This window comes from Pandoraea morbifera (genome assembly GCF_902459575.1).
GTDB classification, from domain to species: Bacteria; Pseudomonadota; Gammaproteobacteria; order Burkholderiales; family Burkholderiaceae; genus Pandoraea; species Pandoraea morbifera.
Genome location: NZ_CABPSD010000013.1, coordinates 40,692 through 64,346 on the forward strand (window position 1 = coordinate 40,692; position 23,655 = coordinate 64,346).

Here is a 23,655-nt window from a genome sequence, read left to right on the forward strand (position 1 = left end):
CGCTCCGTACCATTCGCTTCACATTACAAAGCCTTACAGAAGCCATCAATGGATACGGAGTACTGAATGAGGACCATTCGCATGACGAGCGTTGCATTTGCGGCGCTCTGCACCATGATGTCGTCCGCGATGGCGGTGACGACGATCGACATCAACGACCGAAACGGCACGCCGTTCATACAGGCGCGACTGTTCTCGCCGACGGACGACCCCTACACCTTGGGCAACGACGGTGTGACGCCAGTGAGATCGACGGGCACGCTTTCGCCGCTGCAGACCGACCAGGTGCGAGCGGCGCTGGACTATTGGGCGGAGATCATCAAGGTGCCGCCTGGGCGGTCGCCGGCGATCATCAATGTCGGCATGAGTACCGACGGGGGAGCGCACGCGCAAAGTCCGTATGTGTACGCAGCGACGGATCAGCGCGCGGTCGGCAACCAGAACCCGACGCTCGTGCAGGCGGCATTGCAGAACAGCAATCTGGGCGGCCCGACCTACTTCGGGGCACATGGCGAGATCACACTGGGCAAGATGGACTTCTCGACGGCGCCGTATGCCGCTTCGCAAATTCCATTGACCGAGAAAGCCGACATGACGGCCGTCATGGCACACGAAGTCGCGCACGCACTGGGGGTGGGGACCAACATGTTCGTCGGGACTTATACGGCGAACGGCTTGCCTTACGCCCAGTTCGCCACCGTGCTCGACGACTGGTCCGCGCATCTGTATGACGACAACGGGAATCCGGCCAGGCCGGGCCAGGTGATCATCTCGCCGGAAAACGCGAGCATGTACGACCCGTCCGTGTTCGACATTCGCAAGGACAACGGCTATTTCACCGGCGAGCATGTGCAGGAGGTCCTCGCGGGCGCCATGAACGGTCATATCCCGGTGAAGGCGATGTTCGAGCAGACGACCTATGATTCGCCGATTCTCTCGCACATCGAGCTCAAGAACAGCCTGATGAGCCATCAGACCTACCGCAATTACACGGGGTTCATGGAGGCGGAGCTGGCGATGCTGCAAGACATCGGCTACAACATCGACCGACGCAATTTCTTCGGCAGGTCGATCTACAACGATGGCCTGAGCGTCGTGAACGACAACCCGTACTTCGGCCGCAACGCGGACGGCACGGACTACGTGCCGAACACCTACAACACGGCGACGCAAGGCCTGGGGCTACACATCTACGGCAGCGGCAATACCGTGTCTCAACGCGCCGACCTGCTCACGATCGGCGCGGGCGGCGCGGGCATTCGCGTGGACGGTGTGGGCAACAACGTGACGGTGCTTCCCGGTACGCGCATCTACGCGGACGGCAGCAATGGCCGTGGCGTGATGTTCACGTACGGCAAGAATCATACCTTCGTGCAGCGCGGCGACGTTCAGGCGCTGGGCGCGAACGGCATCGCCGCGAGCTTCGACTTCGGACACAACGCGCTGGGCGATTACGGCGACGACGGTTACAGCGGCGACTATCGCGGCTCGTACATCTTCGTGAAGTACGGCCCGCAACGACAACCGCTGGATCTGCTCGACGAGCTCGACGGCCCGCTCGTCACGCGCGCCGACATTACCGGCCGCCTCGCGGGGAGCTATGCGTCGCTGTATATGTCGGAGAACGGCTATGTGGGGCAGATCAACATCATGCGCGGCGCAGCGCTCTACGGCGACATCATCTCGAAGTACGCCCAGCGTGACGCGAGTGGCGCGTTGCGCCTGACGCGACTGAGCTTCGGTCTGACCCCCGATGCGAACGGTGTCGCAACGACACAGGCCGACCCCACGTTCAACCTGCGCTACGACGGCAATATCGTCGGCGGCAACCTGTCGCTCGCCCTGATCGGCGGCACCACGCAGATCAATGGCGATCACACGGTGCATGACGTTACCGTCTCCAGCGGCGCCACGCTGACCGGTAACAGCCGTTACACGCTCGATCCCACGGCCGGTTTCGTCAACGCGGGCACCGTCGCGCCGCTGCTCGCGGGCGGCTTCATCAGCATCGCGGGCGACTACACGCAAACGAGTACCGGCCGCCTCGTGTCCTCGCTGTCGGGAGACGGCACGTTCAGCAAGCTGATCGTGTCGGGCACTGCGACACTGGACGGCACGCTCGCGATTGCGCCGCAGCGCAGCTGGTACGCGAACGGTTTCACCGTCACCTCGAACCAGTGGCTGGGCGCGTCGAGCGTCAACGGCGCTTTCGCCAGCGTCACCACGCTGCTGTCGTCGCCGACGCTGCTTGCCACCGCGTCGTCGCTGGGCAACAACACCTACCGTGTTCAGCTCGCGCGGGCCGCGAACGCCTACTCCCAATATGGCGCGGACGGCAACAGCCGTCGGGTGGGAGCGGCACTGGACCAGATCGCGGGCAGCGTGGGGGCCGACTTGCAACCGCTCGTCACGGCGCTCGACTTCTCGGCGGCGAACGGCAGCGATATCGCCAGGGCATTGCCGCAACTCACACCAGCGGCCTACGGTGCGATGTTCACCGGCGCATTGCTGCGCGAGCGCCAGATCACCGACATGGTGGCCGCCGCTGTCGGCGCGGACGGTACCAAGGGCGCAGGCGAGGGCGCGCTCACGGGCAACTGGCGTGGATTCGCCATGCCGTTCGGCAGCGGTTACTGGCGCGGTCGCAACGGTGACATGGCCGGGGCCAGCGGCAATACCTACGGCGTGGTGTTCGGCGCCGAACGCGTGGCGGGCGAGGGGCGAGACTGGACGTTTGGTGTGCATGGGGCGATCAGCGGCCAGTCGACCCGCCTGGACGGCCAGACGCCGGGCTCGGGCAAGACCACGGCGTTCGATCTCGGTGTACAGGCGCGCTTCGCGCCGGACCCGAACGCGGGCCCGCATGCGTTCGCGTTGGCGCGCGTGGGGGTCGAGGACGGCCGCATGGATCGCTCTATCGCCGTGAACGGTTATCGCGCGTCGCCGCGCGGCACGTGGACCGGTGCCACCGCGTCGGCGACGGTCGGCGGCGGATGGCGCTGGCAGCTGGGTAGCACGGTGAGTGCCGGTCCCCTGGCGGCGCTCGATTACACCGCGTTGTATCGCCCGAGCCTGACCGAAGACAATGCCGACGGCGCGCGCCTGCACCTCGACGGCAAGACGTTCAACTCGCTGCGCACTCGTCTGGGCGGTGAGTTGCGCTTCGATCTGCCGATGATCTCCGGCAATGCGCTCACGGCCAACCTGCAAGCGACCTGGAACCACGAACTGACGAGCGGCGCGGTGACGCAGAGCGCCAGCTTCGCCGGCTATCCGGGGGCGTCGTTCACGACACGCAGCGAAGTCGTCGGTCGCGACAGCCTCGGCTTGCAGGCCGGTGTGTCGTACCGCATGGCCAAGCGCATCGTGTTCGGCGCCGCGGTGTCGAGCAACTTCTACAAGGCCGGCAATGCGGATGTTGCCGGATCGGTGTCTGCGACCTGGCGCTTCTGATGTCGGCAGGCCACAGGCGAGCGCACGCCTGACCGGTCATTACGTGTAAAACGCCCGAGGGACGAGATACCTCGGGCGTTTTTTTGTTTCCGTCGCCGCCTTGCAGACGATGAGAAGCGCGGGAAGCACCGGTTCGCGAGTGCGTCATTATGTCGCGATGTATGGAATATGTGTATGCGTAGCATTCGAAACGCAAATTCCTTATACATACATCGAGGCTGTAAATGTCCATGCATAACGTCTCCCCGCCGATGCGGCGCAGGGCGGACACATCGCGCGGCACGCGCTGGCACACGTTGTGCGCCCGCGCCGCGGCGCTGATGGCAACAGTGCCCATGAGCGGTTGCACGCTCGAATTGCTCGACCCGAAGGGCAGCGTTGGCGAGCAGGAGAAGCATCTGATCCTGATTGCATTGGGCGTCATGCTGCTCGTGGTGATCCCGGTGATCGTGCTCACGCTGGTGTTCTTCTGGCGATACCGCGAGACGAACACGGCTGCCACGTATTCGCCGCGCTGGGCGCATTCGACAAAGATCGAAGTGGTCGTATGGACCATTCCCGTGATCATCGTCGTGTCGCTCGCCGTCATGATCTGGGAGACGACCCACAAGCTCGACCCCTATCGTCCCATCGAGCCGGTGGCTTCGGGCACGCCACCGGTGCGCGTCGAAGTCGTGGCGCTGAACTGGAAGTGGCTGTTCATCTACCCGGACTATCGCGTGGCCACCGTCAACAAGCTGGTGCTGCCGGTCGATACGCCCGTCGAGTTCAAGCTCACGGCCGAGTCGCTGATGAACGCGTTCTTCATTCCGCAACTGGGCAGCATGGTCTACGCGATGTCGGGCATGCAGACGAAGCTGCACCTGATCGCCAACGAGACCGGCACCTATGCAGGCATGTCCTCGGCATACAGTGGCCCGGGTTTCTCCGACATGCACTTCAAGGCGCATGTGACGTCGCGCGCCGATTTCGATCGCTGGGTGAAGGCGGCGCAGGCCGTGCCCGACACACTCGACGCACCGGCCTACGTGAAGCTCGAACAACCGGGCACCGGCGCGCCGGTGGCTGTCTATGCCAACGTCATGCCGGGCTTGTTCGACGCGATCGTGGGCAAGTACATGGGACCGATGGAAGGGGGCTCGCAGGGGTTGCGGGTCTCGGGCAATGCCATCGACGACATCATCGCCGCCGCGAATTGCCGCGCGGACGGCCAACTGGACCGCCGCGCCTTGCTCGCGCAGCGTGCCGAGCGCGCGGCCGGCACCCCGTCGGTGCCTGCCGCACCGCGTGCGCTCACGGAGTAATTCATGTTCGGAAAACTCGATCTCGACGCCATCCCACTGCACGAACCCATCATCATGGGCACGCTCGCCGTGGTGCTGCTGGGCGGCGCGGCGCTGCTCGGCGCCATTACGTATTATCGGAAGTGGGGCTATCTCTGGACGGAGTGGATCACGTCCGTGGACCACAAGCGCATTGGCGTGATGTACATCGTGCTCGCGCTCGTGATGCTGTTGCGGGGCTTTGCCGACGCGATCATGATGCGCGCGCAGCAGGCCATCGCCGCGGGCGGCGAGGCGGGCTACCTGCCGCCGCATCACTACGACCAGATCTTCACTGCTCACGGCGTGATCATGATCTTCTTCGTGGCCACACCGCTGGTGCTCGGCCTGATGAACGTGATCGTGCCGCTGCAGATCGGCGCGCGCGACGTGGCATTTCCGTTCGTGAACTCGCTCTCGTTCTGGCTTTCGGCGATGGGCGCCGTGCTGGTGATGATGTCGATGTTCGTGGGCGATTTCGCCGCCACCGGCTGGGTCGCCTATCCGCCGCTGTCCGAACTCGGGTACAGCCCGACCGTCGGGGTGGATTACTACATCTGGTCGCTGCAGATATCGGGGCTTGGCACCACGCTCACGGGCATCAACTTCATCGTGACGATCTTGCGCATGCGCGCACCCGGCATGAATCTCATGAAGATGCCGGTGTTCACGTGGACCGCGCTGATCACCAACATCCTGATCGTCGCCGTATTCCCCGTGCTGACCGCCACGCTCGCGCTGCTCACCGCCGATCGCTATCTGGGCATGCACTTCTTCACGAACGAACTGGGCGGTAACGCCATGATGTACGTGAACCTGATCTGGATCTGGGGGCACCCGGAGGTCTACATCCTGATCCTGCCCGCGTTCGGCGCGTTCTCCGAGATCATCGCCACGTTCTCGCGCAAGCCGCTGTTCGGCTACAAATCGATGGTCTACGCCACCTCGTCGATCGGTATCCTGTCGTTCTTCGTGTGGTTGCACCATTTCTTCACGATGGGCTCGGGGGCGAACGTCAACGCCTTTTTCGGCATCATGACCACGATCATTTCGATTCCGACCGGCGTGAAGCTGTTCAACTGGCTGTTCACGATGTACCAGGGGCGTATCCGCTATCACTCCGCCACCCTCTGGACCATCGGCTTCATGGTGACGTTCGCCATCGGCGGCATGACGGGCGTGCTGCTGGCCGTGCCGGGCGCCGACTTCGTGCTGCACAACTCGCTGTTCCTCGTGGCGCACTTCCATAACGTGATCATTGGCGGCGTGGTGTTCGGGTGCCTCGCAGGCATCACGTTCTGGTTCCCCAAGGTCTTCGGCTTCACGCTCAACGAGCGCTGGGGCAAGATCTCGTTCGCGTGCTGGCTGGTCGGCTTCTACCTGGCCTTCATGCCGCTCTACGTGCTCGGTTTCAAGGGCATGACGCGCCGCATGAACCACTACGTGCAACCCGACTGGCAGCCGTATCTCGTCGTCGCGATGATCGGCGCGGCGCTCATCGGGCTCGGCATTCTGGCGTTCGGCGTGCAATTGGTCGTGAGTATTCGCGATCGCAACGCCAATCGCGACCTGACCGGCGATCCGTGGGACGCGCGCAGCCTCGAATGGGCCACGTCGTCGCCCGCGCCGTTCTACAACTTTGCTCACGTGCCGCACATCGACTCGCTCGAGCAGCATTGGGACGACAAGGCGCGGGGCCTGGCATGGCGCGAGCCGGCGCGGTACGACGACATCCACATGCCGCGCAACACCGGAACGGGATTCCTCGTGTCAGTCGCCAGCGGCGTGATGTGCTTCGCGCTCGTGTGGCACATCTGGTGGCTGGCGGGCGCAAGCCTCGTCGCCTCGATCGCCATTTTCCTGTGGCGCGCCTACGACCGTGACGTCGATTACTACGTGCCGGCGGCGGAAGTGGAGCGTATCGAAAGCGCCCGCTTCGCCGGCCTGCGTGCTGCGCTTCCCGCGCGTCAATCCCTGCAAAAGGCGGCCTGATGTCCTCGGCAACCCTTCACTCCAATTCCGGTCGCGGCGCGAAGGCGCCGGCCAACGACCACGCCGATCACGCGCACCACGACAGCGGCGCCACCACGACGCTCGGCTTCTGGATCTACCTGATGAGCGACTGTCTCATCTTCTGCGTGCTGTTCGCCACGTTCGGCGTGCTGGCGCAGAGCACCGCCGGCGGGCCAACCGGGCGCGAGCTCTTCGAGCTGCCGTTCGTGCTCGGGGAAACCGTGCTGCTGCTGCTCTCGAGTTTCACGTTCGGGCTGGCCTCGTTGTCGATGCGCCCGGGCAACGAGGCGGTCGTGCAGCGCTGGTTGTGGATCACGTTCGCGCTGGGCGCGGCGTTCGTCTCGATGGAAGTCCACGAGTTCACGGCATTGCTCCACGAAGGCGCGGGCCCCGGGCGCAGTGCGTTCCTTTCGGCATTCTTCACCCTGGTGGGCACGCACGGTCTGCATGTGACTTGCGGCCTGCTTTGGCTGGTGGTGATGATTCATCAGATCGGCCGCTTCGGCTTCGATCCGGTGGTGCGACGCCGGCTGCAATGTCTGAGCCTGTTCTGGCACTTCCTGGACCTGGTCTGGATCTGCGTCTTCACCTTTGTCTACCTGCGGGAGTTCGTATGACGAGCGCTCAAGTCCATGACCACGGCGCCTATGCCTCGCAAAGTCACCTGCGCGACTACGTGGTGGGGTTCTTCCTGTCGTTGCTGCTTACGTTCGCGTCGTTCGGCGTGGTCATGCTGGGCGTGGTGCCCGCCGGCCTGGGACTGACGTCGATCGTCCTGCTGTGCGTGGCGCAGCTGGTCGTGCAACTGGTGTACTTCCTGCATATCGGTGCGAAGCGGAGTCAGCGGCAGAATTCGGCTATCTTTCTGTGTACCGCGGGGCTGATCGCGATCATCGTGGCGGGCTCGCTCTGGGTGATGCATAACGCCAACACGAACATGATGCCCACGCACATGTCCATCGAGCGGGCCAAGCTGCGCGACTGATCATGGATCGCCTCAAATGCATGGAAGTATTCGTGCAGGTCGTGCGCGCCGGCAGCCTCTCGGCGGGCGCGGCGGCGTGCGGCATGACGACGGTCACGGCCGCGCGCCACGTGCAGGCGCTCGAAGCGCGGCTCGGACAGCCATTGTTGCGGCGCGTCGGACGGCGTCACGCGCCGTCGGCGCTGGGTGAGCGCTATTTCGTCGAATGCACCGAGGTGCTTGCACGCGTGGCCGACGCCGAGGCGCTCGCAGACGTGGGCACAGTTGGGGGGCGCCGCGCGTCGGTGTCGGGCGCGTTGTCGCGTCACGTCGGGCAGATTCGCGTGAGCGCGCCCACCACCGTGGGCGCGCATCTGCTCATGCCGATCTTCGCGGAATATTTGCAGACACATCCGGACGTGGCGCTCGATCTCGCGCTCAAGGATCGCGCGGTCGATCTCGAGGAGGAGGGCATTCACGCGGCCTTCCAGGCGGGAGGGAATACCGAACCGGGGCTGGTTGCCCATCCGCTGCGTGGCGTGTCGCACGTGGCGTGCGCGTCGCCCGCTTATCTCGCGCGGCGCGGCGTGCCTCGTGGGCCGGCGGATCTGGTGGGGCACGACTGTCTGGGCTTCCGGTACGACGAGGTCCTGGGCCGGTGGCACGTCGCCGAGGCCGGGCGCGACGCGCGGCTCATTGCACACAACCCGATGGCGCAACTGCAGGCGGCCGTGTGCGGGATGGGCATTGCCCTCCTGCCCGAGTATCTGCTAGCGCCGGAGGTCGATGGTGGGCGGCTCGTGCGAGTGCTGGAAGCGGATGCCCGACTGAGCGAGCCGATGCAGCTCGTGCATCGGGCAGGACGTTACGTGTCGTCGAAGCTGGAAGACTTCGTGCGCTATATGGTGGCCAGACTCGGTCCTGACGCCACGGTTGCGCCGACGGGCACGCCGGTCGCCGTGCCTGCGCGTCCAGAGCCTCGCGGGCTTGCGCTGTCGTCCGCCTGAGGGCTGGATTGGCCGGGGCGGCATTGCGGTGCGGCCCTCTGCCCGATGACATCGGATAAGATGCACGCATCGACGTCGTGGCCGATGCGATATCTCCGAGAGCGAGGCCGTTCGAGCCCGCCATTGCGACGATCCGGCAATGAAACTACGTGGCAAGATTTTGCGACGCCTGCCAGCCTGCGCATTCGCAGGCGCGGCGTGCCTCTGGATGGTGCTCGACACGACGGCCGCGCTGGCCCAGCCGCCGCAGTACAAGAACGACGCGGAGCTGATGGGCGCCGCGATCGCGTCGCCCGAGGGCGTGGGCGAAGTGTTGGCGCGACTGGTGCAGAAGTGCGGGTTGTATGGCGCTTCGACACGTGCCCATGGCAATTCGGCACTGCGCGCATGGCAGGCGCGGCATCGCGACTATCTGGCCGAAGGTCGACGCGTACGTGCCGAATTGCAGGCGACCTACACGGATTCCCAGGCGCGCGAGCACTTCGACGAGTTGCTGCGCACGCAGTTGCCGATGCTCGTGGAGCGCCAGTTCGTGGTGTACTCGCGCAGCATCGACGACCAGCCGACCGAGTCCGCGAAGGCGGACCTTTGCGACGGCTATTTCTCCGCGGTGGATGATCTTCAGTTCGATCTCAAGGTGAACGACCCGGCGCTTGCCGCGTTTTTCGACCGGCGAATTGCTGCGCGTGGTGCGGCGCGTGGTGCGGCGCGCGGGGCGGTCGACGGCGGCTCGGGCGCCGCCAATGCCGCGAGCGCGGCCGGCGACGCGGCGGGCCCGCCCGCTGCGACGAGTGGGCCGGTGGCGAGATGAGCGCCCGGGGAGACGGTACCGGAAAGCGTCAGGCCAACGCCGCCGCGCGCGCGGCGTCGATATCGTCCGGCCGCTCGCCGGTGAGCAGATAGCGCATGAGGTCGGCCACGGGGCGAATGCGTTCGCCGAACGGCAGCGGGTCGCGGCCGCGGAAGAACAGCCCGCGCGCCACGTCGCCCCGCACGGCCTGCGCCAGCTTCAGATCGATGCAGAACTGCCCGATGCGTGCCACGCCGTCACGAAGGCCGCATGCCTGAAGGCAATCGAATCCCTCAAGGCACTGGCGCACTTTCGCCTTGGCCTGCAACGCGGTTTCGCGCGACAGATATTTTCTGAGCCATGGCGTGAGCACGGCGCGCGCAGGGAGTCCGGCCACGCTGGTGAATTCGGCAATGTCCTGCGGCCGGGCACTTGCGAGCACCGCCTTGAATGCCGGATGCGCATCCGATTCCTCGGTCACGGCGAATGCCGTGCCCAACTGCACGCCGGCCGCGCCCTGGGCGAGCCAGTGCCGGACCTGTTCATGGCGGTGGATGCCGCCGGCAAGGATCAGCGGCACGCGATGCCACTCGATGCCCAGCGTGGCATAGATCTCGCGGCACTCGCCGAGCACGCGCTCGAACGAGAACCGGGCGTCGCCGAGATCCTCGATGCGCGACGCCCCGAGGTGGCCGCCTGCACGTGCGGGATGCTCGATCACGATGGCGTCGGGCAGGCGCCCCTTCTTCATCCACTTGCGCAACACGAGGCTCACGCCGCGCGAATCGGACAGAATCGGGATGAGCGCGACGTGAGGGTGCGACGCCGTGAGCTCGGGCAGGTCGAGCGGCAGGCCGGCGCCCATGACGATGGCGTCCGCGCCGCTCTCGCACGCCTGACGCACGAGCGCGGCGTGCGCGCTTACCGCTTTCATGACGTTGACCGCCACGAGCCCGTTGCCGTCGGCAATGGCCTTGGCTGCACGGATTTCCCGATCGAGCGCGATCAGGTTGACCGCCTCTATCGCGGCTTTGTCGCGTGTGCCTTCGACGCGGGCGAGCAGGTCCGGATGATGATGGCGCAGATCGATGCTCGCGATCGTGCCCATGGCGTTGTGCCGCGCCACCGTGCCCGCCAGCCGGTGCGCCGAGATACCGATTCCCATGCCGCCTTGCACCACCGGCACCAGCCGGCGGCCAGCCAGCGTCAACCATTGCTCGTTCATGTCAGTTCCGTTCGTCGAGGATTGCGCGCGCGGTGCGAGGGTCCGCATCCGCGAGATGGCAGTCTGTCATCGGCGCGGCGAACGAATGTTGCGATGGGTCAAGCGTGACGCGGCTCAGGGCGCGCGGTTGGTGCGGCATGGCGTCGCAGCGGTTGGCTGCCCGCCCGGGACGGTGCCGAGCGCGATGCCGCCAACGATCAGTGCGAGGGCGAGCCAGACATCCCATCCCAGAGACTCGCGCAGGATGAGCGCCGATGCGAGCGTGCCCACGACCGGCACGCCGAGCAAGCCCAGCGAGGTAACGCCGGCCGGCAGGCGCCGCGTGACCACGCCCGCGAGCCAATAGGCAATGCCGCCGCCCACCACACCGCCATATGCCATCAACCCCGTAAAGCGCGCCCATCCGAGCACGCGCGGCGCGCCGTCGGCAATGCAGGCAATCGCCGTCATTACGACAGTCGCGAGCAGTAACTGCCAGGGACTGAGCTCGAACGGGCCATTGACCCAACGATGGGCACGCATGTGGACAATGGCCACGGCCCACACGAAAGCCGCCACCAGCACCAGCCCATTACCCAGGATCGCCTGGCGATCGTGCCAGTCGAACGCGAGTGGATTGAACATCACGCCCAATCCGATCAGGCCGCAGGCCAGCCCCGCCAGCCGCCGCGGCGTGAGCGCCTCGCCGAGCCAGAGGCGCGCGGCAGGCATCACCCAGAGCGGAGTGGTGTAGGCAAGCACGGCCGAGCGCCCGGCGCTCACGTATTGGAGGCTGAGCGCGACGAGCAGGGAGAACACCGTCATGTGCAACAACCCCACGCTCAGGATCACCGGCAGATCACCCCGTCGCGGCAGCACGAGACGCCGCGTGAGCGCGCAAATCACGAAGAGGGTGGTCATGCCGACGGCTGAGCGCAACGCCGCGCTCCACCACGGTGATACATGCGCGAGCAAGGCCTTGCTGACCGGCCAGTTCACGCCCCAGGCCACGATCACGATGGCGAAGAGCGCGCCGGCATGCGAGCGCAACGGGGCGCGCTTCGATGCAAGGCGTTGCAGGCTGGCAGGCAGATTCACGCGCGGACTCCCTCGGGTGGCGGCCAGGGCGTTCGGGCGGAACGCGCCTTGCCATCACGGTAAGGGAATCGTGGTTCGCCGAGAAGCGCCAAAGGCGACGCAATCGGTGGTGCCACGCCGGTGGGTGGGTCGTTACGCCGCGCGATCCCGGGGCGGCCTGCCGCGCATCTTCATGCACAGGCCGCGCAGGAACACTCGCAAGCCGTCGGCCTTGCCCAATTGCGGACGGTGACGGAAGACGTCGTAATCGGCCGCCTCGATCATGTCGAGAATGCGCAGGCCGCCATGCACCACGCAGCACAACTCGAGGCCGAAGCGGCCCGGCACGCGGTTGGCAAGCGGGGCGCCGCGCAACATCATGCGACGCGCGAAATCGACCTCGTAGCGCATGAGTGCGCGCCAACGGTCGTCGAAGGTCCGCGCCCCGATGTCGGCATCGCTCACGCCAAAGCGGGCCATGTCCTCCTGCGGCAGGTAGACGCGCGCCTTGCGCCAGTCGACTTCCACGTCCTGCCAGAAATTGATGAGTTGCAGCGCGGAGCAGATGTCGTCGGAACAGGCGATGTTCTCGGGCGTGTCGAGCTTGAACAGCGCGAGCATGATGCGTCCGACCGGATCGGCCGAGCGCCGCGTGTAGTCGCGCAGGTCGGCGAACGTGGCGTAGCGTTTGGTCTCGATGTCCTGGTCGAACGCGCTGAGCAGGTCCGAAAAGGGCTGGACGCTGAGCCGGTGTTGCACGATCACGCGCGCGAGCGCCGCGAACAGCGGCTTGTCGGGCGACGTGGGCAGACCTGCGGCGATCTTGTCGAGTTCTGCCTGATAGGCGGCGAGGCCGGCGTGACGCTCGGCATTGGTGGCGTCGCCTTCGTCGGCGATGTCGTCGGCCGTGCGGGCGAAGTTGTAGATCACGCCCACCGGTGCGCGCATTTCGGGCGGCAACAGGAGGCTGGCGACCGGGAAGTTCTCGTAGTGCTCGATCTTGGCGTCGGAAGTCATCGACTGGGGCGGCAAAAGGGGCATTGCCGTTCGCCGGCCGGGCGGTGCGCCCGGTGCGGGAAGGGCTGCGATAGCAGAAACCGGGACAATCCGGAACCCCCGAGATTCTATGCTATCGTTCCGAATTCTGGCGGGAAAGTCACGCCAATCCCCGGTATACTTCCTTCCTTGCAAGAATCCCCCAGAGTTTTTTTCGTGGTGTCACCCTGTTCCCCTGCACGACGAGGAGCCTCGTGAGCGTCGCCGAACCGATCGAAATTTCGCCTGAGCAGAGCAATGCCCGCGTGGCCTCCGGCAGCAGCTTTTACGCCGCCATGCGCATCCTGCCGCCCGCGCAGCGCGAAGGCATGTTCGAGATCTACGCGTTTTGCCGCGCCGTGGACGACATTGCCGACGATGGCGACGATTCCCCGGCGAGCCGCATGGCGCGCCTGGCAAGCTGGCGACGCGATCTGGCCGATCTTTACGACGGACGCCCGACGCCGTCGCTCGCCAACCTTGCCCGTGTGGTCAAGCAGTTCGGCCTGAAGCACGACGACTTTCTCGCGGTCATCGACGGCATGGAAATGGACGCGTGCGGCCCGATCGTCGCGCCTGATCTGCCCACGCTCGATCTGTATTGCGATCGCGTGGCAAGTGCCGTGGGCCGGCTGTCCGTCAAGGTTTTCGGCATGCCCGAGCAGGACGGTATCGACTTGTCGCACCACCTCGGCCGCGCGCTCCAGTTGACGAACATTCTGCGCGACATCGACGAAGATGCCGGCATCGGTCGCGTCTATCTGCCGCGCGAAACGCTGGCGGACGCCGGGGTCGTCGACCCGACGCCGGCGTCGGTGGTCGCCGCCAACCTCGATCGCGCCTGTGCGCCGCTGGTCGCCGAGGCCCATGCGCATTACGCCAAGGCGCGCGCGATCATGGCGCGTCACCCGCGCCGCGTGGTCGTCGCGCCCGCCGTCATGGCCAAGGCATACGGCGCCATCCTCGATAAATTGATTGCGCGCGGCTTCGCCGTGCCCCGCGAGCGCGTGCGTGTACCGCGCTGGCGTCTGATCCTGATGCTGCTGCGGCAGATGATCCTCTGATGGCGGGCACGGTTCACGTCATCGGCGCCGGTCTTGCGGGCCTGGCTGCCGCGGTCAGGCTTGCCGCCCGGGGCGAGTCGGTCGTGCTGCACGAAGCGGCGCCACAGGCGGGCGGGCGTTGCCGTTCGTATTTCGATCGTCAACTGAACGCCATCATCGACAACGGCAACCATCTGGTGCTCTCCGGCAACGCCACGATGCATGAGTTCACGCGCACGATCGGATCGGCGCACACGCTGACCGGCCCGGGCCGCGCGGAGTTCGCCTTCGTGGATCTCGACAGTGATGAACGCTGGACTGTGCGCCTCTCGGAAGGACGCCTGCCGTGGTGGATTTTCGACAGGCACGCGCGCGTGCCCGGCACGAAGTGGTCCGACTATCTGTCGCTGGCGCCATTGCTGCGCGCCGGGCCCGACGCGACGATGACCGACGCCATGCGTTGTCCGCCAGCGCTGTACAAGCGGCTGATTCACCCGCTGTTCCTGGCCGTGCTCAATGCCGACCCCGCCGAGGGTTCGGCGCAGATGGCCGCCGCCGTCATTCGCGAGACGCTCGCCGCGGGCGGCAAGGCTTGCCATCCGCTTATTGCCAGCGAAGGTCTCGATGTGTCGTTCGTCACGCCGGCGCTCGCGTTCCTGGAAGCGAACGGCGCTCGCGTGATGATGCAGCACCGGGTGCGTGCGCTGGGTTTTGCCGAGGACGGTAGCCGTGTCGACGTGATCGATTTCGGCGACGGGCCGCAGGCGCTCGCCGAGGACGATGCCGTCGTGCTGGCCGTGCCGCCGAATGTCGCAGCCGGACTGGTGCCGGACCTGACGACACCCGACGAATATCGCGCCATCGTCAATGCGCACTATCAGATCGCGCCGCCGCCCGGCTGCCCGCCGATGATCGGCGTGGTGAACGGCGTGAGTGACTGGATATTCGCTTTCGACGGTCGTCTGTCGGTCACGATCAGCGGGGCGGACCATCTGCTCGACGAATCGCGGGAGTCGCTTGCGCTTCGCATCTGGGAGGAGGTGGCGCGCGCGTGCAAGGTGCCGTCGACGCCGATGCCGGTGTGGCAACTGGTGCGTGAGAAGCGCGCCACGTTCGCGGCAACGCCGGCGCAGGACAAGCGCCGTCCCGGCGCGCGCACGCGCTGGCGCAACCTCGTGCTAGCCGGAGACTGGACGGCCACCGGGCTGCCCGCCACCATCGAAGGGGCGCTGCGCAGCGGCAACCGCGCCGCCGATCTGCTTCGGCCGGCGTGAGCCATCGGTCGACACGGCCAAAATGAAGCGCAAATGAAGCACTAGCGAAGCGCAAACGTCGGTAACGTCTCTCGCCCGAACCGTTTACGGAAACGGCTGCCAACGCAAGTGTGAATGTTTAACCGGCGCGCCCGGCGCGCCGTCGATACGCCTTTGAACAGGCAAGAACGCCATGGATACGATACGCGATGCTTCCGAGAAGGAAGCGCGACGAACGGCCACCGCCACGGCCGTGGACCTCAAGCTGCATACCGAGCTCGCGCAGAAGGTGAGCACGGCAATGGCCACGCAGACGCTGGAGTCGGGCATCGAACGCTCGATCGCCGCGCTACTCGACCTGCAACAGGACGACGGGCACTGGCTTTTCGAACTGGAGGCCGACTCGACGATCCCGGCCGAATATGTGCTGCTGCGCCATCACCTGGGCGAGAAGGTCGACGCTGAACTCGAAGGCAAGATCGCCGCCTATCTGCGTCGCATCCAGGGCGAACATGGCGGCTGGCCGCTGTTCCACGACGGCAAGTTCGACATGAGCGCGAGCGTGAAGGCGTACTTCGCGCTGAAGATGATCGGCGAGCCGATCGACGCGCCGCACATGGTGCGCGCCCGCGAGGCGATTCTGTCGCGTGGCGGCGCCCAGAATTCGAACGTCTTCACGCGCATCCTCCTCGCGCTGTACGGCGTGCTCGATTGGAAGGCGGTGCCGATGATGCCGGTCGAAATCATGCTGCTGCCGAAGTGGTTCCCGTTTCACCTGTCGAAGGTGTCTTACTGGGCGCGCACGGTGATCGTGCCGCTGCTGGTGCTCCAGGCCCGGCGTCCGCTTGCGCGCAACCCGAAAGGCGTGCAGATCGATGAGCTGTTCATCGGCAACCCGAAAGAGGTGGGCCCGCCCAAGCGGGCCCCGCATCAGAGCCGCTTCTGGTTCACGTTCTTCTCGGGCGTCGATCACGTGCTGCGCGCGCTCGACCCGTTCTTTCCGAAGCGGCTGCGCCAGAAGTCGATCGATCGCGCGGTGGCGTTCGTGGAGGAGCGGCTCAACGGCGAAGACGGGCTCGGCGCGATTTATCCGGCCATGGCCAATGCGGTCATGATGTACGACGTGCTCGGCTACCCGGAAGATCATCCGAGCCGCGCCATTGCCCGCAAGTCGGTCGAAAAGCTGGTCACGCCGGCCGACCACGAAACGTATGTGCAGCCCTGCCTGTCGCCCGTGTGGGATACCGCGCTGTCCGCCCACGCATTGCTCGAGACGGGGGATAAGCGCGCCATCGAAATGGCGGGCAAGGGGCTGGAGTGGCTCATCCCGTTGCAGATTCTGGACGTGCGGGGCGACTGGATCTCGCGTCGCCCTAACGTGCGCCCCGGCGGCTGGGCATTCCAGTTCGCCAATCCCCATTACCCGGATGTGGATGATACCGCCGTGGTGGCGATGGCCATGGACCGCTATGAGAAGCTTGCCGGCAAGTTCGAGAACGACAAGGTCGACGCCAGCACTCGCCCGATGCGCCATGCCATCGACCGGGGCACCGAATGGGTCATCGGCATGCAAAGCAGTAACGGCGGATGGGGCGCATTCGAGCCGGAGAACACCCATCTGTACCTGAACAACATTCCGTTCTCGGACCACGGGGCGCTGCTCGATCCGCCTACCGTCGACGTCTCGGCCCGTTGCCTGTCGATGCTCGCCCAGTTGCCGCCGTCGCCCGAGCGCCGCGCGTCGGCCGAACTGGCATTGAAATATATTCTCGACGATCAGGAAGCCGACGGCAGCTGGTACGGCCGCTGGGGGATGAACTACGTGTATGGCACGTGGTCGGCCATGTGCGGCTTGCAGGCTGCGGGATTGTCGCCAGAGCACCCGGCGCTCGCGCGCGCGGCCCAGTGGCTGATGTCGATCCAGAACGCCGACGGCGGCTGGGGCGAGGACGGTGACAGCTACAAGCTCGAGTACAAGGGCTACGAATCGGCGCCGAGCACGTCGTCGCAGACCGCTTGGGCATTGCTCGGTTTGATGGCGGCGGGCAAGGCCAACGACCCGGCGGTCAAGCGCGGTGTCGACTATCTCCTCAACACGCAGAACGACGAGGGGCTGTGGGACGAAGCCCTCTACACGGCCACGGGATTCCCGCGTGTGTTCTATCTCCGCTACCACGGCTATCGCAAGTTCTTCCCGCTGTGGGCACTCGCCCGTTACCGGAATCTGACGGTTCGCAACGACTGCCCGGTCCCTTGCGGCATGTAATGACCGAACGCGCGCAAACACTCATGCGTCCCTCCGTCATCGTGGTGACCGGCATGCCGTTCGAGGCGCGCATTGCGCGCGGCGACGGCGTACGGGTGGTGTGCGCGCAAAATGCCAGGCTTGCCGCCGATCTGGATGCGGCCATCGCTTCCTCGGGCGGTGCTCGCGGCCTGGTGAGCTTCGGCACCGCCGGCGGCCTGATTCCCGGTCTGGCGCCCGGGCAGTGGGTCATCGCGCACAAGGTGCTCGACATGCCGCGGCAGGCGCACGAGTATGTCACGACTATCGCCTGGGCCGACGCGTTGCACCGCGCGATGCCCGGCGCCCTGCGTGCCGACATGGCGGGCGTGACGGCGCCGGTGGTCAGCGCCGGCGACAAGGCAGCCCTGTTCCGCGAGAGCGGAGCGGCGGCTGCCGACATGGAGTCGCATATCGTCGCGCGTGTCGCGCACGCGCACGGTCTGCCGTTCGTGGTGGCGCGGGTGGTGATCGACCCGGCCGAGCGGACGTTGCCCCCGGCTGCGCTGGCGGGCATGCGCAGCGACGGCTCCACCGATATCGTTGGTGTGCTGCGCTCGCTTGCCGCCAATCCGATGCAGCTACCCGCGCTACTGCGCGTTGGACAGGACGCCGGCCGCGCCAGGCGGGCGATGCGGCAAGGCCGACAGATTGTCGCGCTCAAGCTGGGCGACGGCTTCGGTGCGGCTGCGGCGGGCCTCTGACGCCATTCGCGCGCACGGCACCCGGTTATCGGCAAGGACCGAAATGACCGCCGGGAGTCTGCCGGGAGTCTGCCGGGTCGGATCAGTGGGGAAAAAAATGCCAGCGTGTCGTTGCGACACACTGGCATTTGTCGTGGGGGCGATGCGGACGGCGTTGGCGACGGCGTCGGATTACGCGTCCGAGGATTGTTGTCCGCGGGCCTGCGCGCGCCCCTTCCACATGCCGCCGCGACCGCGCCAATGCTGCAGCGCCGAGTCGAAGGTGAAGACGGTGTAGAGCGCGGCCACCAGCGGCAGCATGGGACCAAAGCTCGACGGCTGGCGGTAGAAGCGCAGCATTGGCAGATATGCCAGCGTCATGGCCAGCCAGGCGAACAGCCCCAGCCACTGGGCGATTCCCGTGGCGAAGATCGTCATGACCGGTGGCACGATGAATGTGAGCAGCAGCGACACGAGCGTGCCCCCGAGCAGCACCGGCGAATACTTCAACTGCGCGTACGCGGTGCGCGACACCATCTTGCGAATTTCGCCGAGGTTGTCGTACGGACGCACGCTCACGGCGCGCTGCGTGAGTCCCAGCCAGATGGATCCCTGCTTCTTCAGCAGACGGCCCATGGCGCAGTCGTCGATGATTTCGTCGCGAATCGCTTCGATTCCCCCGCCCGCTTCGAGCGAGGCGCGATGAATCAGCATGCACCCGCCGGCCGCGGCCGCCATGCGCCTGTTGGGATCGTTGACCCACGCGAACGGGTAGAGCATCTGGAAGAACAACACGAACGCCGGGATTAGCGTGCGCTCGAACCAGGCCGTGCAGCGCAGCCTCGCCATGAGCGAGACGAGCACGCGATCGTCGCCCGTGGCACGCGTGACCAGACGGCGTACGTTATCTGGCGAGTGCGCGATGTCGGCGTCGGTGTGCAGCAGGTAGTCCGGCGGCACGCCGTCGTCGTTCGTGGCGGGGTCGCTTGCAAACGCCACCCCCTGACGCACGGCCCACATCTTGCCTGTCCATCCCCCCGGCAGGGGCTGGCCGCCGAGCACGTCCACGCGGCGCGTGAACCCTTCGGCGGCGGCACGCGCGGCGGCGTCGCGGGCCAGATCGGCGGTGCCGTCGCTGCTCTGATCGTCGACCACCACGATGCGCAGGCGCCCCGCGTAATCCTGACGGCACAGCGATTCCACGACCTGACCGATCGACTCGGCTTCGTTGCGCGCGGGAATGATGACGGCGACCGCGGGCCACGTCGCGGGAACGGGAAGGGTGTCGTCGTCGAGATCGTCGCGCTCACGGGCGCGCCAGAAGCCGCCTTGCGAGCTGAGCAGATAGATCCAGATGGCCAGCGAGAGCGCGGCAATCCAGGCCAGAACAGTCATGAGAGATATCCAGCGGAACCAAACCAGGCGAGCGCATCGCGCAGGCCGTCGGCGTAGGGGCGGGTGGTGTAGCCAAGATCGCGTTTGGCCTTCTCCGACGAGAAGAACATGTGATAGCGCGACATCTTCAGGCCGTCGACCGTCACGAAGGGCTCCTTGCCCGTGAAGCGCGCCACGCCTTGCGCGGCCATCGCCAGCGGGTAGAGCGGCCAGCGCGGCAGGGCGATCGTGGGCGCCTTGCGGCCGACCATGTCGGCAATGCCGGCGAGCATGTCGCGCAACAGCACATCGTCGCCGCCGAGAATGTAGCGCTCGCCGATGCGACCGCGCTCCAGCGCCAGCAAATGCCCTTCGGCGCAGTCGTCGACGTGCACGAGATTCAGGCCGGTGTCGACGAACGCAGGAATCTTGCCCTGCGCCGCTTCGACGATGATGCGTCCGGTCGGCGTGGGCTTGATGTCGCGCGGGCCGATCGGGGTGGACGGATTGACGATGACGGCCGGCAGGCCCTCGTCGGCGATCATGCGCTCGACCAGTCGCTCGGCCGCGACCTTGCTCCGCTTGTAGACGCCGATGGTCGTGGCCTCGTCGTTCGGGCGGGTTTCGTCGACCGGGCCGACGGCATCGTGCACACGCAGCGTGGCGACGCTGCTGGTATAGACCACGCGCTCCACGCCGGCGCGCAGCGCGGCTTGCATCACCGTGCGTGTGCCGTCGATATTGGCCCGCATGATGTCGTTGGGGTCTTTCGCCCAGAGACGATAATCGGCGGCGACGTGGAGCAGGGCGTCGCATCCGGCGAGCGCGCGCTGCATCGAGGCTGCATCGCGCATGTCGCCTTCCACGACTTCGACAGGCAGATCGGCGAGGTTCGCGCGGGGACTGGAGCCACGCACCAGCAGCCGAACCTCGTGACCGCGTGCAAGCGCCGTGCGAGCCACCGCGGAACCGACGAACCCGGAGGCGCCGGTGACCAGCACTCGCGACGGCATTTACGCCTTGGCCCGGCGCAGTTCGTCGAGCTTGATCTCGACGTGCTTCGAGAACACATATTCGGCCGGGCGTTGCTTGGCGAACGAGATGTCCTCGGCCATCGGGCCGTCGGTGCGCACGCCCTTGAGCGCCACGCCCAGCGCGCGCAGCGGGTGGGACATCGTTTCGTTCACGGCGGTGGCTTCGAAGCCGCTGTGGACCATGCAGTCCGCGCACTTCTCGTAGTTGCCCACACCGTACTTGTCCCAGTCGGTGGTTTCCATCAGCTCCGTGTATGTCTTGGCATAGCCTTCGCCAAGCAGGTAGCACGGACGCTGCCAGCCGAACACGGTGCGCGTCGGGTTGCCCCACGGCGTGCAGTGATACGAGCGGTTGCCGGCGAGGAAGTCGAGGAACAGGCTCGACTGACTGAACGTCCACTTCTTGCCGCCGTCGCCGCGCTTGAGAATGTCTCGGAACAACTGCTTGGTCTTCGAGCGATTCAGGAAGTGTTGCTGATCCGGGGCGCGCTCGTAGGCATAGCCCGGCGAGACGGTAATGCCGTCGAGGCCGAGGTCCTTGGTCGAATCGAAGAACTTGGCGACTTTCTCGGGATCGGCGTTGTTGAACAGCGTGCAGTTGATGTTCACGCGGAAGCCGCGCGACTTGGCCAGCTTGATGGCGGCCACGGCACGGTCGTACACACCTTCCTGCGACACGGCCGCATCGTGCATTTCACGGTCGCCGTCGAGGTGGATCGACCACACGAAGAACGGGCTCGGTTCGTAATCGTCGATCTTTTTCTCGAGCAGCAGTGCATTCGTGCAGAGATACACGAATTTCTTGCGCTCGATGATGCCTTTGACGATCTGCGGCATTTCCTTGTGCAGCAGCGGCTCGCCACCGGCGATGGAGACGACCGGTGCGCCGCACTCGTCGACCGCATCGAGCGATTCCTTGAGCGAGACGCGCTGGTTCAGGATGGGATCCGGATAGTCGATCTTGCCGCAGCCCGAGCAGGCGAGGTTGCAACGGAACAACGGTTCGAGCATGAGCACCAGCGGGTAGCGCTTGTTGCCCTTGAAGCGTTGCTTCATCAGGTAGGCGCCAACGTACGCCTGTTGGAGGAAGGGGATGGCCAAGTTCGGCTCCTGTTCGTGTTGCGTTAGCCGGCGACCGCGTGGCGCGCGGTAACCGGCTCGTCTTTGGTCAATTCCGACGGCAGGCGAAACTGAATGGTTTCTTCGATGCCGTCCATGAGAGTCACTTCGACCGTGTCGATGCGACGCAGCGCGTCGATCACGTCTTCGACCATGCGCTCGGGCGCGGACGCTCCGGCGGTAATGCCGATGCGGGTCTGGCCGCGCACCCATTCCGGATTTACCTCGGAGCCATCGGCCACAAGGTAGCTCGGCAGCCCCATTTCGGAGCCGATTTCACGCAGCCGGTTCGAATTCGAGCTGTTCGTCGCGCCGACCACGAGCAGCACGTCCACACGCTCGCACAGCTCGCGCACGGCGGTCTGCCGGTTCTGCGTGGCATAGCAGATGTCCTTGGTGTTCGGACCGACGATGTCGGTAAAGCGACGTTGCAGCGCAGCAATGATACCGCGAGTCTCGTCGACCGACAGCGTGGTCTGTGTCACGTACGACACCGGGGTGTCGATCGCGAGCGCAAGCGCATCCACATCGTCCTCGGTCTGCACCAGATGCACCGGGCCGTCGATCTGGCCCATCGTGCCTTCGACTTCCGGGTGGCCGGCGTGGCCGATCAGAATGACTTCACGGCCCGCGGACACGTAATTCTTGCCCTGGATGTGCACCTTCGTCACGAGCGGGCAGGTCGCATTGAGCACCTTCAGGCCGCGCACTTCCGCTTCCTGTTCGACGACGCGCGCGACGCCGTGCGCGCTGAAGATGGTGACAGCGCCCGTGGGGGCTTCGGACAACTCGTCGATGAAGCGCGCGCCCTTGGCCCTGAGCGAGTCGACCACGTGCTTGTTGTGGACGATCTCATGACGCACGTAGACGGGAGCGCCGTATTTTTCCAGGGCGCGCTCGACGATATCGATGGCACGTATGACACCCGCACAAAACCCGCGGGGTTGGGCAAGTATGACTTGCATTCAGCTCTCCGGCTCAGGTCGGCCGGGATGGCGGTAGCTATCGGGTTCCCATGTCGTGCATGTGGCCGCATGGAACGCGCGAGGCCAGTTTTGATGGCAAATCGCGTGTGCCCGTCGAGGGGACCGCCGTCCGGTCGTTTGACAAGCGACGATTGTAACCGCCGCGGCCAATTATTGCTGATGACCCCCGGCTTGACAGGCGTCACGGTGTACTGCGAAATCGTTGACCCACCACCCCCTGTTCAGCCCCTATCCGACCCCTATCCGACCCTTATCCCGCAACCATCTCCCGCCAACGTCGCACAGCGACGTCACCGACGCCGGGATTGACACGCCCGAGGGACCGCGCTGGCGCTGAAAATCAATGCCAAGTCTTTGTTTTATTTGCCAAATCTTGCGTTTTTCTCGCGCAGGTAGCCGATCAGGCTATCGATGCCGCCCTGCTCGATGCGTGCTTTGAACTGCGGTTGATACAACTGGATGAGCCAGGCATTGGCCACGTTCTCGCCCATCATGTTGATGTCGTAGATCTTCCAGCCCTTGTCGGTTTTTGCCAATCGGTAGGCCACCGACAGATTGTCGCCGGTGCCGCTCACCGTGGCGCCGACCACGACGTCGTTGCTGGCCGCGGTGAGTTTGGCCGGGGAAAACTTGAACGAAATCTGTGTGCCGCGCACCTGGGAGAGTTGCAGGGCGAAGGTATTGACCAGCAATTGCTGGAACTGCTCGAAGACTTGCTGTTGCTGTGCCGGCGTGGCGCTGTCGAAGGCCTTCGGGCCGACCGCGTAGCGCGTGGTACGAAGGAAGTCGGTATAAGGCAGGAAATCGCGAGCCACCACCCGGGCGGTGGCGGCCACGTCGCCGTCACGCGCGGCCGGGTCGGCCTTGGCGGCCTTGACGACCGTCTCGACGGCCGTTTTTACCATGTCGTTCGGATTCGACGTGCCGGCCTGCGCCCAGGCGCTCGACATGCCGATGCCGCTGATGGCGACAGCGCTGAATGCTGTCACGAGGAATTTGTTCATACCTGAGATC

19 protein-coding genes are annotated in these 23,655 nt (G+C 65.6%); 11 read left to right on the top strand and 8 right to left on the bottom strand.

Annotation, left to right across the window (positions count from 1 at the left end):
* Positions 1-66: 66 nt before the first annotated feature.
* From PMO31116_RS18995 to PMO31116_RS19025, 7 genes are all read left to right on the top strand, one after another.
* Positions 67-3,453, top strand: a complete 3,387-nt coding sequence (locus tag PMO31116_RS18995; RefSeq protein ID WP_150568054.1) for an autotransporter outer membrane beta-barrel domain-containing protein — start codon at positions 67-69, stop codon at positions 3,451-3,453.
* A gap of 251 nt (positions 3,454-3,704) precedes the next feature.
* A complete protein-coding gene (gene cyoA, locus PMO31116_RS19000) occupies positions 3,705-4,757 on the top strand; it encodes a ubiquinol oxidase subunit II (protein WP_150568118.1) in 1,053 nt (350 codons plus the stop codon).
* 3 nt (positions 4,758-4,760) lie between these two features.
* Entirely contained in the window at positions 4,761-6,767 is a 2,007-nt protein-coding gene (gene cyoB, locus PMO31116_RS19005; RefSeq protein WP_023873527.1) for a cytochrome o ubiquinol oxidase subunit I, read from the top strand.
* Positions 6,767-7,405 (top strand): cytochrome o ubiquinol oxidase subunit III, encoded by a 639-nt coding sequence (cyoC, locus tag PMO31116_RS19010; protein WP_023597023.1) that lies wholly within the window; start codon positions 6,767-6,769, stop codon positions 7,403-7,405. Before cyoB ends, cyoC begins: the two co-directional genes overlap by 1 nt.
* Entirely contained in the window at positions 7,402-7,773 is a 372-nt protein-coding gene (gene cyoD / locus PMO31116_RS19015) for a cytochrome o ubiquinol oxidase subunit IV (protein ID WP_150568055.1), read from the top strand. The genes cyoC and cyoD overlap by 4 nt, the downstream gene beginning before the upstream one ends.
* Positions 7,774-7,775: 2 nt before the next feature.
* Complete coding sequence (locus tag PMO31116_RS19020; RefSeq protein ID WP_150568056.1) at positions 7,776-8,759, top strand: LysR family transcriptional regulator; 984 nt, start codon at positions 7,776-7,778, stop codon at positions 8,757-8,759.
* A 139-nt stretch (positions 8,760-8,898) separates the two neighbouring features.
* Positions 8,899-9,570 carry a hypothetical protein gene (locus PMO31116_RS19025; protein WP_150568057.1) on the top strand — a complete coding sequence of 224 codons (672 nt, stop codon included), beginning with the start codon at positions 8,899-8,901 and terminating at the stop codon, positions 9,568-9,570.
* Positions 9,571-9,598: 28 nt separating this feature from the next.
* Here PMO31116_RS19025 and PMO31116_RS19030 read toward each other — a convergent pair whose 3' ends face one another.
* The 3 genes from PMO31116_RS19030 to hpnC all read right to left on the bottom strand — a co-directional run bounded on the left by PMO31116_RS19030 (position 9,599) and on the right by hpnC (position 12,871).
* Positions 9,599-10,774, bottom strand: a complete 1,176-nt coding sequence (locus PMO31116_RS19030; RefSeq protein WP_150568058.1) for an NAD(P)H-dependent flavin oxidoreductase — start codon at positions 10,772-10,774, stop codon at positions 9,599-9,601.
* 114 nt (positions 10,775-10,888) lie between these two features.
* Positions 10,889-11,851, bottom strand: a complete 963-nt coding sequence (locus PMO31116_RS19035; RefSeq protein WP_343038631.1) for a DMT family transporter — start codon at positions 11,849-11,851, stop codon at positions 10,889-10,891.
* Positions 11,852-11,983: 132 nt separating this feature from the next.
* Entirely contained in the window at positions 11,984-12,871 is an 888-nt protein-coding gene (gene hpnC, locus PMO31116_RS19040; protein WP_246185379.1) for a squalene synthase HpnC, read from the bottom strand.
* 209 nt (positions 12,872-13,080) lie between these two features.
* On the opposite strand from hpnC, the gene hpnD reads away from it, so the two are divergent.
* The 4 genes from hpnD to PMO31116_RS19060 all read left to right on the top strand — a co-directional run bounded on the left by hpnD (position 13,081) and on the right by PMO31116_RS19060 (position 18,149).
* Positions 13,081-13,929 carry a presqualene diphosphate synthase HpnD gene (gene hpnD / locus PMO31116_RS19045; RefSeq protein WP_150568059.1) on the top strand — a complete coding sequence of 283 codons (849 nt, stop codon included), beginning with the start codon at positions 13,081-13,083 and terminating at the stop codon, positions 13,927-13,929.
* The gene (hpnE, locus tag PMO31116_RS19050) at positions 13,929-15,182 is read left to right on the top strand and encodes a hydroxysqualene dehydroxylase HpnE (RefSeq protein ID WP_150568060.1); all 1,254 of its coding nucleotides are present in this window, start codon (positions 13,929-13,931) and stop codon (positions 15,180-15,182) included. Before hpnD ends, hpnE begins: the two co-directional genes overlap by 1 nt.
* A 280-nt stretch (positions 15,183-15,462) precedes the next feature.
* On the top strand, positions 15,463-17,427 hold the full coding sequence (gene shc / locus PMO31116_RS19055) for a squalene--hopene cyclase (protein WP_150568121.1): 1,965 nt from the start codon (positions 15,463-15,465) through the stop codon (positions 17,425-17,427).
* Between the two features lie 23 nt (positions 17,428-17,450).
* Entirely contained in the window at positions 17,451-18,149 is a 699-nt protein-coding gene (locus tag PMO31116_RS19060) for a phosphorylase (protein WP_246185380.1), read from the top strand.
* Between the two features lie 171 nt (positions 18,150-18,320).
* Here PMO31116_RS19060 and PMO31116_RS19065 read toward each other — a convergent pair whose 3' ends face one another.
* The 5 genes from PMO31116_RS19065 to PMO31116_RS19085 form a co-directional block, all read right to left on the bottom strand.
* Positions 18,321-19,523, bottom strand: a complete 1,203-nt coding sequence (locus PMO31116_RS19065) for a glycosyltransferase (RefSeq protein WP_150568061.1) — start codon at positions 19,521-19,523, stop codon at positions 18,321-18,323.
* Positions 19,520-20,515 carry a hopanoid-associated sugar epimerase gene (gene hpnA, locus PMO31116_RS19070; RefSeq protein ID WP_150568062.1) on the bottom strand — a complete coding sequence of 332 codons (996 nt, stop codon included), beginning with the start codon at positions 20,513-20,515 and terminating at the stop codon, positions 19,520-19,522. The genes PMO31116_RS19065 and hpnA overlap by 4 nt, the downstream gene beginning before the upstream one ends.
* Positions 20,516-21,637: an adenosyl-hopene transferase HpnH gene (gene hpnH / locus PMO31116_RS19075; RefSeq protein WP_150568063.1), complete on the bottom strand. Its 1,122-nt coding sequence runs from the start codon at positions 21,635-21,637 to the stop codon at positions 20,516-20,518. It lies immediately after the preceding gene.
* 23 nt (positions 21,638-21,660) lie between these two features.
* A complete protein-coding gene (gene ispH, locus PMO31116_RS19080; RefSeq protein WP_150568064.1) occupies positions 21,661-22,620 on the bottom strand; it encodes a 4-hydroxy-3-methylbut-2-enyl diphosphate reductase in 960 nt (319 codons plus the stop codon).
* Positions 22,621-23,000: 380 nt separating this feature from the next.
* Positions 23,001-23,645: an MlaC/ttg2D family ABC transporter substrate-binding protein gene (locus PMO31116_RS19085; RefSeq protein ID WP_150568065.1), complete on the bottom strand. Its 645-nt coding sequence runs from the start codon at positions 23,643-23,645 to the stop codon at positions 23,001-23,003.
* Between the last annotated feature and the right edge of the window lie 10 nt (positions 23,646-23,655).